Origin of the sequence: Diaphorobacter sp. HDW4A (genome assembly GCF_011305995.1) — a bacterium.
Taxonomy (GTDB): domain Bacteria; phylum Pseudomonadota; class Gammaproteobacteria; order Burkholderiales; family Burkholderiaceae_C; genus Diaphorobacter_A.
On sequence record NZ_CP049910.1, the window covers coordinates 1225634 to 1237650 of the forward strand.

The following is a 12017-nucleotide window of genomic DNA, read 5'->3' on the forward strand; positions in this document are numbered from 1 at the left end:
GAATTTTTGAATCCGGATCGCTGGCCTGTGCAACCCAGTTGTCCCAGGTCTGTTGAACGGGCGCGATGACGCGGGTGTGCCCAACGCTGACGATGGACACCTCATGCACTTCGGCGCCGGATTTGGCCACCTTGGGCAGACACACCGCCTGACTCTTGTCGTTCAGACAAAGACGGGCGGTCATCATGGGGTGCCTCCAAGACAGGGGTGTGGATATGGTCGTCGTATCTGCAAAAGGGCAAGGCGACAAACCAACTTTCGGGGCAATGAAGGCGGCCTCAATGTGCTGCTGCTTTGCGTAGCCGTTTCGGACAGATCTCCAGGAGCGTGTTTGCGATCTCCACGTGCCACGTGGATGAGGCAAGGCTCGAGTGGCCCACGACCACCAGCATCATGCAGACCTACTGTGAATGCGCGCGATGCACCCAGGACGCATGGATGCATGCGGTTTAAAAATCCTATTTTTTGCGATAAAACGCTTGTCATGCTTGACATGCGTCATTTACGAATCGTAGAATAATCGCAAATAGTAAGATATTTCAAATTCATCCAGCCATGCACTCAGCCAGTCTCAGCAGAACAGCCGCGGGGGCGATCATTCGCATTTGCGGCAGTCGGTGCGCGCGGTTTTCTACGGGGCGCGTGCCCGGTGCTGCGATAGGCCCAGCAATAGGCGCCGCTGTTTGGCGGGGTACATAACGAAGCGCCGCTCTTTCACCAAGTGCATGCATACCGTCCTTTCCACCGATGTCGCGTCATGCAGCGGGAGGGGGTTGAGCAGAAAACTGAAATAACTACGAGACAAGGGCTATGGAGCTTAGATATTCGATGTGCCTCGGTGTCACCGCAGCCTTGCTGTCCCGGGCTGCCAAGGCGCAGGGTTTGATGTCCATCCATGACGTGCTTGGCATCGGCCTCCCATCTCTGAACTGCGTCGGCGGGCCACTCGCGCGCCCGGCTGTTTTTGCATCCACCGGCCTTGCCGATGGAATTCTCATATTAACCATGGATTTTTAAGATGTTTGATTGGGACGTTATCGTCGTCGGAGCGGGGCCAACGGGCCTGACCATGGGTCATCTGCTGGGAAAAATGGGCATTCGCACGCTCATTGTCGAGCGCAACAAGGAGACCGTTGCGCAGCCCAGAGCCGTGTCCATCGACGACGAAGCCCTGCGCACGATGCAGGCTGCGGGCGTATTGAAAGAGGTGCTGGCCGACGTTGCACTCGACTATGGATTGGCATCCTTCGACGCTGCCGGTCGGCAGTTGCAGACGGTGCACCCGACGACGCGCGAATATGGATTTCCTCGCCGCAATGCCTTCGTCCAGCCCTTGCTGGAAGCGGCATTGAACAAGAGCCTGGCCAACAAGGCCTGCGTGTCGATCATGTTCAATACTAAGTGCGTCGGCATCACCGAGAATGCCGAGCAGGTCGATGTACATGTTGTCGATGTCGATGGCTCGGAGCAGACACTGCGCAGCCGCTACGTCATCGGCGCTGATGGCGCCAGCAGTTTCGTGCGGCAGTCGATCGGAGCCACCTTGGAAGGGGCCACCTTTGACCAGCGCTGGCTCATCATCGATCTCGAGAATACCAAGGACCGCTTCCGCGAGTCGAAAGGTTACTTCGATCCGGCCCGCCCGGCCGTCAATCTGCCAGGCCCCGATGGCCGCAGGCGCTTTGAATTCATGCTGCACGCTCATGAAAAAGACGCCGATTTCCTCGACGAAAAGGCAATTCGCCAACTGCTCTCGCGCTACGGCCCCGACCAGGATGCCGTCATCGTGCGCAAGCAGGTCTATGGCTTCCACGCCCGCGTCGCTGACCGTTGGCAAACGCGCCGCATCTTCCTTTGCGGTGACGCTGCGCACTTGAGCCCACCGTTTGCGGGGCAGGGCGTCAACAGCGCCTTCCGCGACGTCCACAACATCTCCTGGAAGATTGCCGCCGTCGTGCGTGGCGAGATGGGTCCGGCGCTGTTGTCGAGCTACCAAGTCGAACGCGAACCGCATGCGCGTGCGTTGATCGACATGGCCGTCAAGAACGGCAAGCATTTCATGGTCAAGCCGGGCCTGCATGCCCGTCTGGCCAACCTCGGCACGCGCCTCGCGATGATGATTCCGTCGGTAGCCGAGCACTACGCCCAGATGAAAAACAAGCCCAAGGGCAGCTACACGCAAGGCTTCTTGACTGGGCTTGCCCACTCCGAGCGCGTCGGCCGACTGGCCCCGCAACCGATGCTGGAGACGCTGGACCGAGCGCTGCACCCGATGGACGACTTGACCGGCGTCGGCTTTGCCATCCTCGTCATCGGCATCGATGCACAGGAAGCGGCCGCCAAGCTCGCGGCAGTCAACTGGATGCTGCCCGGCGTGCGGGTACTGGCGATCGTGCCGGGAAATTACAACCTGCACCGCACCATCTGGACGCAGTGGGCCGGTCGCGACATCAACGACGCCTTTGGCGCTGACGAGAAGACCCGCGTGCTGCTGCTGCGCCCGGATCGCTACGTCGCGCTCGATGCCTTGTACGCCGATGACCCGGAACCAATCGCACGCACAGTACGCGCCCTCGTCGAATCGACCTTCAAAGGCTAGCAACGCCATGCGGGACTGACGCAGTCGGCGAAGTCCATGCAGCCAACCCAATTCAATTGCACCCAAGGAGATAGCAATTATGGAAAACCACACGCAAGAAAACACGGGCGAATTTGACGTCGAGGACATCGAATTCCTCAGCCACGACGGCAAGCCTTTATTGGCACGTGTCTATGTTCCGCACGGCACAGGGCCGTTTCGATCGATCATCGAAGTTCATGGCGGCGCATGGAGCGACTTCGACCGTTTGCGCGGCAAACACGTGCACGAAGCGCTGGCCCGCAGCGGTATCACTGTCGTCGCCATCGATTTCCGTCAAGCGCAGGAAGGCCGCTACCCGCGCTCGGTTGCCGACGTCAACTACGCGATCCGCTGGACCAAGGCCAATGCCGAAAAGCTCAAGACGACGCCGGACGCTGTCGGCATCTCCGGCAATTCCTCGGGTGGCCATCTGGCGATGCTGGTGGCGATGAAACCGCACGATCCTCGTTTTGCCGCGATTGCGCTGCCGGACGGTGCCACCTTTGACGCCAGCGTGCGCTGCGTCGTCATGCTGTGGCCGGTCATCAATCCGCTTGGCCGCTACAACTATGCCAAGAGTCTGCTGGCAGAGCCGAATCCCCCCGTTTGGTGCGCCAAGATCATCGGCCTGCACGATGGTTACTGGCCCAGCGCGGACGACATGGCCGAGGGCAATCCGATGTTGATACTCGAGCGCGGCGAGCAGGTCCAAACGCCACCGGCGATGTGGATTCAAGCCAAGCACGATGAGGTGCACAACTACATCGATCCTGATTCGCCATTCAAGGGAACCGAACTCGAGCGCTTCGCCCACAACTACCGCAACGCGGGCGGCGCCTTCCATGCCGAGATCATCGATGCACCGCCGATGTTTACGACGGCCCATCCGACCTTGCCGGCGGCGATCGAGGCAGTGGACCGCCTCGTGGAATTTGTGCGTACCAACATCCCGGACCCCCGCGCATAAGCGCTGCGCCAGCGGCCGCAATGGCACCCTGTTGAAACAGTCGGGATAGAAGAACTGGAAGGCAGGGCGCGCTGGCACCGGATCAGCCCGTTCGAGTGCGCACGCGATGAGCGGGCTGTGAAGCCACACACAAACAGCCAATATCAAGAGACAACCCCATGGCAACACGACTGAATATTACCGAGTTCATCCAGGAGAGCGGCTTCAATGCGTTTCACCTCCGACTGGCCTTCATTGGCTTTCTGCTGATTGTCTTTGACAGCTACGACCTGGCCATTTATGGCGCGATTGTGCCCGCGTTGATGGAAAGCTGGAAGCTCACGCCGATCCAGACCGGTGCCATCGCCAGCTATAGCCTGATCGGCATGCTGTTTGGCGCCATCACCTTCGGCATGGTGGCGGACCGCATAGGCCGCAAGCGGGTCATCTGCATCTCCGTCATCTTGTTCAGTGTGTTTACCGTGCTGTGCGGCTTTGCCAGCGGACCCACTTCGTTCTCAGTGTTCCGCGTGCTTGCCGGCTTCGGCCTCGGTGGCATTCCCGTCACCGTGATCGCCATGCTGATGGATTTTTCGCCCCTCAAAAAGCGCGCCACGATTGCCACCGTCGTCCTGTGCGGCTATTCGCTGGGCGGCATTCTGGCGCCCTTGGTCAGCATTCCCCTGATTCCCAGATTCGGCTGGGAGTCCGTGTTCTGGGTGGCTGCCATTCCGCTGTTCCTGCTGCCACTTTTGTTTCACTACACGCCGGAATCCACTTTTGCCCTGATCCGCAGCGGCCGCAAGGCAGAGCTGTACAAACTGCTGGCCAAGATCGATCCGAGCCGCAAAATCGACCCTGACAGCGAGCCCTACGAGACTGAGAAGTCGAACACAAAACTGCCGCTGATCGAGCTGTTCCGCAGCAGCCGTGGGCTGAGCACGATCATGTTCAGTGTCGCCATCATTTTTCACCTCATTCTGAATTACGGCTTGGTCAGTTGGTTGCCGAAGCTGATGATGGAAAACGGTTTCAACATGACGTCGGGTCTCACCTTCCTGATCACGCTGCACGGCGGCGCCATCGTCGGCACCCTGTTGCTGGGACGGCTGGCCGACAAATGGGGCATCAAGAACCTTTTGATGCCGCTGTATCTGACCGGTTCGGTGACCATGATTCTGCTGAGCTTCAACAAGGATCCGATCCTGCTGTATGCGCTGGTAGCCATCGGCGGTGCGGCGGTGGTCGGCGCACAAAGCCTCGTGCAGGTCTATATTGCACAGTTCTACCCAGCGCAGGCCCGCTCGACGGCCTTGGGCGCCATCATGGGTCTGGGTCGTGTCGGCGCTATCCTCGGCCCGCTGCTTGGAGGCCTTCTGCTGTCGCTGCCCATCTCGACAGTTTTCCTCGCCTTTGCCGTGCCCGGAGTCTGCTCCTTCATTGCGATTGCCATGGTGCAGAACCGCTATTCGCACGACCGTGCTGCCGACGGGTCACGCAAACGCAACGCGGATGCGCGGAGCCCCGGCAAACAGGTGCGTCCGGCTGCACACTGAGTACATGCGAATGGCTGGCGGCTCAGCGCCGGTCGAAAAAATGCGCCATCGCGTATGCGAGATGGCGCGTTTTTCCTTGGCTGGGCGTTGTTGCGGGACGAACCGCATTGCTTCAATGCCGTGCCCCAACACTGGATCGTGGAAGGCGATGCGTGGCCCGATGAGAAAACGATCCACCTTGGCGGCCAAGCCATCAACCTGAGCGCTTCAATTGTGGGAGTCGGCAGGCAACGGAACGTCGAAAGCGTTCAGATGGACGGACACCATGCAATAGAGTCCGACCAGATAGATCAGCTCGGTAGCACCGTCAGCGCCGAAGGTCTCGACTGCCTTGCGATAGGTCATCTCCGGCAAGGTACTGCCCCTCACCAATGCTGAAGCGACGTCGTACGCGACCGCTTCGTCATATTTTAGGTTGCCCGGCCGTTGGCCTGCGACGATCGTGCTGATCGTGTCGTCAGTGATACCGCGCAGCTCTGCGACCAGGACGTGCGCATACAATTCCTAGGCCGCATGGAAATGGGCACCAGTCACAAGACAGGATTTCGAGCTTTGGGTAGGTGCTGCCAAAAAGGTACGGATATGCTTTCGCCGCTCGACATTCTCCCGGCATTGCAGGTGCAGGCTGGCTGCTGTCGCTCGCTCCGGGGGACGGACTGTCCCCGATAACCGGAACCGGTCTAGAGGGCGGCCAACCTAACACAGGCTCGTCAGTGTGGCTGCTGCAGTTCCGCAATCAGCTTCTCTTTAGACTCGCCAGCGAACTCGGCACGCCGCAATTTTAGGTGTTCGAGCATGAAGTCGTTCGACAAGTCGAACGAGTCCAATAGCGTGTACCAGTCCATCACGTACAGCTTCATGCGAGGTAATTCGGCGATGAGCCCCATCTCTCCACGATCAATGAGATCGTTTTTACGTCCCTGAATCAGCGTGTCATCAGAGGAAATCTTCCGTCCAACGAGGATGAGCTCAAAGTGCGTCCTCTCCGACGAAAATTCGGGAAAGCGCTTGATGATCTGCGCGTAGTCCTCCAGTTGTCTCAGGTGTTTGGTGTTCAGCGCGATGGACGGTCGCTTTATCTCGATGATGGTGCACTTGTGGATCGACTGGCTGCGCGAGTCGTGGGTTGGGTACTTTCTTGCTAAGAACAGGTCCACTTGGCGCTGTGCTCCCGCGACGTCAGTGCTGTCCTCCACGTCCGCCTCATCGATCTCATCGTTTTTGACGGCTTTGTCCCTCAGGGACTTGGCAATCTTGGTAAACGTGTCTTCTTCTGCGCCGAGCGTTTCGAACCTCGGGCCGAAGAGCCAAGTGTTGTTCTCGATGACCTGCTGCAGATCGGGCGTCTCAAGTACCTCTCGATAGTGCTCGTTCATGACCACTCTCAGCTTCTGAACAGCGGTCGCTCGACGTTGCAGTACCTCGATGGTAGAGACGATGTTCTCAAAAGACGTCTGGCGCAGTTGTTCGCTGAGCTTCTGGACGGCTTCTGGGGAAAGGTCTAAAGCGCCATTCAAGACATCAAGAAGAGCGTCGTTTTCATTTGAGACTGCCAGGCGATCAATCAGACGAATGATGACCCGGATTTGCTTCTTGCTCGCGTTGAAGACCTGTGGGTCTGCAAGATAGATTTCCTTGACAAGCGTTCGAGAGTTGTTGAGCCGCCATTCCCTTTCGCTCTCGGGCAAGCCTGCGTAGGTAGGAAAGCATCCATCACGGATATAGCCGTCCACTACAGTTTCAGCTTTCTTGCGCAAGAAGTCCTCGTATACCTCTTCGGTCAGGGCGCCGAGTTGGCGAATCAGCCCTCTCCAAGCCAGAGACGTAAGGCTGTTCGCCTCTAGGTTGAACAGATCAGCGGTTGGCGAAAATGAATCTGCCCACGCGGAGGTGACGCACACCGTCGTGAAGAAGCCTGGCTTGTTGTTCAAGGTGCTAAGTACCTTGTAGACCAGTTCGTTCTTAGAGTTGAACAGGTAGATGTAAGACTTCTCAGAGCTTGGCTTGTTGTCCCATCGGATCACTTGCACATCGAAGTCGTGGTCGCGAACATTTATGGTTCGCTTCGTGATCTCATTTCTCGGGACCGAAATCAGCACGTCGTTGATGCGCAGTTCCTTGCTGTCGCGGACGGCCAGGAACCAACCGAATTCAGCTGAAAATTTCTCTCGCAGAGTCTCTGAGACTGGCAGATTTTTTGTGAAATTCGTCAGCTCGACTACTGTTCCATGGGGCTTGTCCGCAAGCTTTGGGTGCTGCTCGTCCGCCTTGATGTGATGCCCCTTGTAATGCTTGATGGATTGGGCTTCAACTGATATGCGGGCATCACCCTTTGTAGACCGAGTGAACCAGGTGGCGTCTCGGCAGATGACGTGAAATGCAAGGCGGCCGCGACCGTGCGAACCGTGCAGCGATGGGTCAGCCTGTTTGGATGATTCGTTGAACTGGCCAAACGTTGCCTTCAGTGTGGTGTAGTCGATACCTAAGCCGTCGTCTACTACCGCTGCGCGGTCGATACCGTTCAGATCGTTTTCGTAGACATCCACGTAAACGCGCTCGGCCTTTGCATCAAAACCATTCCACACGAGTTCAAAGAGTGGCTCGTACGCCTCGCTCTTCTTGAAGTGCTTCTTGATGCCCTCATTGCCGATATCGGCGGTGCCAGAGAATTCGTTAGGTTGAGCTAGGACTTCATCAGTATCCGTCCGGCCAACCCATCTACCCCGAATGAGCAATTGCAAGCACCATCGTGTCCACGTAAACCATCGTGCACACCATGTCTCAAGAGATTCCCCATTCGCGCTCCTGTGTCCCCCGCACGCGCCGGGTCTACAGCGCGCAATTCAAGGCTGAACTGATCGCTGCGTGCCAGCAGCCCGGCGCATCAATTGCCGCCACAGCGCGTGAACATGGCATGAATGCCAACGTGCTGCATCGCTGGCTCAAGGAGCATCGTCTGGGCCAGCACCAGAGCGCCTGCGATACCGCGCATGCTGATGCGTCCGGCATCGCCCCACACTGCGCCGATGCAGCGGCTGAGCCAATGGCCAATGCACAGGCTGTTTGTGCCCCAGCGCATCAGGCTCATCCGGTGCCGTCCAACCCCGTGCCCGCCTTCATCGCGGTGGCGCTGGGCTCGCCGGTGATGGGGCCTCAGGCAGCGGGTGTACAAGCTGCCCCAAGTGCTGCATCGGCAGCTTGCTCATCAGACATCCGCATCGAGTGCTGTCATCACGGCACCCTCGTGACGGTCAATTGGCCGCTGGCCGCTGCTGGCGAGTGTTCCCGCGCATTGCAGGGTTTGTTGCAGGTGCTGCGGCAATGATCCGTATCGACGCTGCCTGGCTTGCCACGGCCCCGCTGGACATGCGCGCCGGCACCGACACGGCGCTGGCCCGCGTAGTCGCCGTCTTCGGCGCCGCCCACCCTCACCATGCCTACCTGTTCGCCAACAGACGCGCCAACCGCATCAAGGTGCTGGTGCACGACGGCATAGGCATCTGGCTGGCCGCTCGCCGCCTGCACCAGGGCAAGTTCGTCTGGCCGACGCCAGGCGATGAGCAGTGGCAGTTGGAGCCTGTCCAGCTTGACGCCCTGGTGCTGGGCCTACCCTGGCAACGCATGGGAAACGCCGGCATTATCACCATGGTCTGAAGCCGGCGCGCAATCGGTGGATCTGCGCATGGCAGCGCAGTGCCATGCTTGGCACACTGCCTGTCATGTTGATGCAGCCGCAATTCCTGGATGATCTGAGCGCCGAGCAGCTGCGCGAGATGACCACGCGGCTGCTCACAGAACTACGCCACAGCCAGGCGCTCAACGCCAAGCTCACCCACGAGAATGCGCTCTTGAAACGCATGAAGTTCGCCGCACAGTCCGAGCGCTTCAACGCCGAGCAGCGCAGCTTGCTCGAAGACGAGATCGAGGCCGACTTGGCGGCTGTCTGCTTGGAGATCGAGCAGCTGCAGCCTGCGGCCGCTGCCCCGCAAGCCAAACAACAGCCCAAACGCCAGCCGCTGCCGGCCAATCTGCCGCGCCGCGAGATCCGCCACGAGCCCGATTCGACCACCTGCCAGTGCGGCTGTCAGATGAAACGCATCGGCGAAGACGTGGCCGAAAAGCTCGACTATGTGCCCGGCGTGTTCACGGTGGAGCGTCACATCCGTGGCAAGTGGGCCTGCGCCCAATGCGAGACCATCACCCAGGCGCCGGTTGAAGCGCATGTGATCGACAAAGGCATCCCCACCACCGGCCTGCTGGCCCAGGTGCTGGTGGCCAAATACGCGGACCACTTGCCGCTGTACCGTCAGGAAAGCATCTTTGCGCGCGCCGGTCTGGCCATTCCTCGCTCGACTCTGGCGCAGTGGGTAGGCACCTGCGGCGTGCGGCTGCAGCCGCTAGTCGATGCGCTCAAGGCGGAAATACTCGGCCACCGTGTGCTGCACGCCGACGAGACGCCAGTGCAAATGCTCAAACCTGGCAAGGGAGCGACGCATCGCGCCTACCTGTGGGCCTACGCGCCAGGGGCGTTCGAAGACATGAAAGCCGTGGTGTATGACTTCTGCGAGTCCAGGGCTGGCGAGCATGCCCGCAACTTCCTGGGCGACTGGAAGGGGCACTGGTTTGCGACGACTTCGCCGGCTACAAGGCCCTGATTGCCAGTGGCGTGACCGAGGTGGGCTGCCTGGCGCATGCCCGGCGCAAACTCTTTGACCTCCATGCGGCGAACAAAAGCCAGCTTGCCGGGTTCGCGCTGGAGCAATTCGCCAAGGTCTATGACATCGAGCGCGAGGTCAAGGAACTGAACGCCGATCAACGCAAAGCCATTCGTCAGCAGCACACCAAGCCGATCCTGGATGCGTTGCACCAGTGGATGACATTGCAGCGGCAGAAACTGCCCGATAGCTCAGCAACGGCCAAGGCCCTGGATTACAGCCTCAGGCGCTGGACGGCGTTGACACGCTTCGTCGATGACGGGCAACTGCCCGTGGACAACAACTGGATCGAGAACCAGATCCGGCCCATTGCCATTGGCAGAGCCAATTGGCTGTTCGCCGGCAGCCTGCGCGCGGGCCAGCGGGCGGCGGCGGTGATGAGCCTGGTGCAGTCGGCGCGCATGAACGGGCATGACCCCTATGCCTACCTCCAGGACGTGCTCACAAGGCTGCCCACGCACAAGGCCAGCCGTATCGACGAGCTCTTGCCGCACCGCTGGCAGCCCACTGACATCTGATCGTCAGCAATGGTCGCCATCGGCGGTCAACATGGGTTTGCCGTGCGCTTACCTTCATCAGTAGGAACAGACATGACTATTGGACTAGGCTGTGGCGTGAACAGCCCCGGGTTTTGAGGATGCTCCAACACGAGAGAAGATGGAGCTATGAACAAGTCACCGAAGTTCTCCCCGGAAGTGCGCGAACGCGCTGTGCGTATGGTGCAGGAGCACCGAGCCGACTACCCCTCCCTGTGGGCAGCTATTGAATCGATTGCCCCAAAGATTGGCTGCGTGCCACAGACCTTGAATGACTGGGTCAAGAAGGCCGAGGTCGACAGCGGACATCGCCCCGGCACCACCACCGCGGATGCGCAGCGCATCAAGGAACTGGAGCGTGAGGTCAAGGAATTGCGCCGGGCCAATGACATCCTGAAGACGGCCAGCGCGTTTTTTGCACAGGCGGAGCTCGACCGCCGTCTCAAGTCGTGAGGGCCTACATCGACCGCCACCGTGATGATTACGGGGTCGAGCCCATCTGCAAGGTGCTACAGATGGCCCCGTCGTGTTACTGGCGCCACGCAGCCCGGCAACGCAATCCGCAATTGCGCAGTGCGCGCGCCCTGCGTGATGAAGGCTTGAAGGCTGACATTCAGCGCGTGTGGCACGCCAACTGGCAGGTCTACGGAGCCGACAAGGTCTGGCTGCAGATGAACCGTGAGGGCATCCCGGTGGCGCGCTGCACGGTGGAGCGACTGATGCGTGCCATGGGGTTGCAAGGGGTACGCCGTGGCAAGACGGTGCGCACCACCACGCCGGACCCATCGGCGCCGTGCCCGCTGGACCACGTCAACCGGCACTTCAAGGCCAGCCGCCCCAACGAGCTGTGGGTGTCGGACTTCACTTACGTCTCCACTTGGCAGGGGTGGTTGTACGTGGCCTTCGTTGTGGACGTATATGCCCGGCGCATCGTGGGCTGGCGGGTCAGCCGCAGCATGCAGACCGACTTCGTGCTGGATGCCTTGGAGCAGGCTTTGTACGACCGCCAGCCAGCGACCCATGCCTTGACGCACCATTCCGACAGGGGCAGTCAGTACGTCAGCATCCGCTACACCGAACGCTTGAATCAGGCGGGCGTACAGCCCTCGGTGGGCAGCAGGGGCGACAGTTACGACAACGCGCTGGCCGAGACCATCAACGGTCTGTACAAGACCGAATTGATTCACCGCCGGGGCCCCTGGAAGAGCAGGGAATCCTTGGAACTGGCCACCCTGCAGTGGGTACACTGGTTCAACCACGTCCGACTGCTCAAGCCAATCGGAGGCATCCCTCCGGCAGAAGCTGAGGCAAACTACTGGAGGCAACTCGCAGCCAGCGATGCCTCAATAGAGGCGTCAACTTAAACTAACCAGCCTCCTCGATACCCGGGGCCGTTCAGCGCGCTTGCACCGCGCGACGTTGGTGGATGCGGAGGGGGAGCAAGTGTGAGCATAACGGTTTGGCAACGATGTACACAGAGGCCAAGGCCTCGTCAGAACGACGGGCAACTTCACAAGTCGACAAAGTGCTAGTGACCCGACATCCGACGGAGGGCAGGCTACTTCCGCTTTCGCTGCAAAACTGACTTCTGCAATCTCAGCTAATCGACGGCAACGGATCAAGAGGTTCTGCCGGGCTACCTCG

The 12017-nt window shown here is 59.7% G+C and carries 8 protein-coding genes, 1 pseudogene and 1 other annotated feature; of the genes and pseudogenes, 7 read left to right on the forward strand and 2 right to left on the reverse strand.

Annotated elements, in window-relative coordinates; genetic code table 11:
- Window positions 1-1018: 1018 nt before the first annotated feature.
- The 3 genes from G7047_RS05530 to G7047_RS05540 all read left to right on the forward strand — a co-directional run bounded on the left by G7047_RS05530 (window position 1019) and on the right by G7047_RS05540 (window position 5122).
- Entirely contained in the window at window positions 1019-2599 is a 1581-nt protein-coding gene (locus G7047_RS05530; RefSeq protein WP_166301866.1) for a bifunctional 3-(3-hydroxy-phenyl)propionate/3-hydroxycinnamic acid hydroxylase, read from the forward strand.
- A 79-nt stretch (window positions 2600-2678) separates the two neighbouring features.
- Complete coding sequence (locus G7047_RS05535) at window positions 2679-3587, forward strand: alpha/beta hydrolase (protein ID WP_166301869.1); 909 nt, start codon at window positions 2679-2681, stop codon at window positions 3585-3587.
- A 158-nt stretch (window positions 3588-3745) separates the two neighbouring features.
- Complete coding sequence (locus G7047_RS05540; RefSeq protein WP_166301872.1) at window positions 3746-5122, forward strand: aromatic acid/H+ symport family MFS transporter; 1377 nt, start codon at window positions 3746-3748, stop codon at window positions 5120-5122.
- Between the two features lie 207 nt (window positions 5123-5329).
- Here the strand turns inward: G7047_RS05540 and G7047_RS05545 are convergent, their stop codons facing one another.
- Both G7047_RS05545 and G7047_RS05550 read right to left on the reverse strand, forming a co-directional pair.
- Window positions 5330-5623 (reverse strand): hypothetical protein, encoded by a 294-nt coding sequence (locus G7047_RS05545; RefSeq protein WP_205904721.1) that lies wholly within the window; start codon window positions 5621-5623, stop codon window positions 5330-5332.
- Between the two features lie 209 nt (window positions 5624-5832).
- Window positions 5833-7863 carry an ATP-binding protein gene (locus tag G7047_RS05550; RefSeq protein ID WP_240939378.1) on the reverse strand — a complete coding sequence of 677 codons (2031 nt, stop codon included), beginning with the start codon at window positions 7861-7863 and terminating at the stop codon, window positions 5833-5835.
- Window positions 7864-7898: 35 nt separating this feature from the next.
- Between G7047_RS05550 and G7047_RS05555 the strand changes: the two genes are divergently transcribed.
- The 4 genes and pseudogenes from G7047_RS05555 to G7047_RS05570 all read left to right on the forward strand — a co-directional run bounded on the left by G7047_RS05555 (window position 7899) and on the right by G7047_RS05570 (window position 11737).
- On the forward strand, window positions 7899-8447 hold the full coding sequence (locus tag G7047_RS05555) for a transposase (protein ID WP_082759168.1): 549 nt from the start codon (window positions 7899-7901) through the stop codon (window positions 8445-8447).
- Window positions 8444-8776 (forward strand): IS66 family insertion sequence element accessory protein TnpB, encoded by a 333-nt coding sequence (tnpB, locus tag G7047_RS05560; protein WP_166301587.1) that lies wholly within the window; start codon window positions 8444-8446, stop codon window positions 8774-8776. Before G7047_RS05555 ends, tnpB begins: the two co-directional genes overlap by 4 nt.
- 71 nt (window positions 8777-8847) lie before the next feature.
- Window positions 8848-10355: pseudogene (locus G7047_RS05565) on the forward strand (IS66 family transposase).
- A gap of 147 nt (window positions 10356-10502) precedes the next feature.
- Window positions 10503-11737, forward strand: a protein-coding gene (locus G7047_RS05570; RefSeq protein WP_166301875.1) for an IS3 family transposase whose coding sequence is annotated in 2 segments (ribosomal slippage) — window positions 10503-10791 and window positions 10791-11737 — 1236 coding nt in all. Because the reading frame shifts where the segments join, the coding sequence is not laid out codon by codon here.
- Window positions 10781-10897, forward strand: a sequence feature (AL1L pseudoknot). It overlaps the preceding gene by 117 nt.
- Window positions 11738-12017 lie beyond the last annotated feature (280 nt).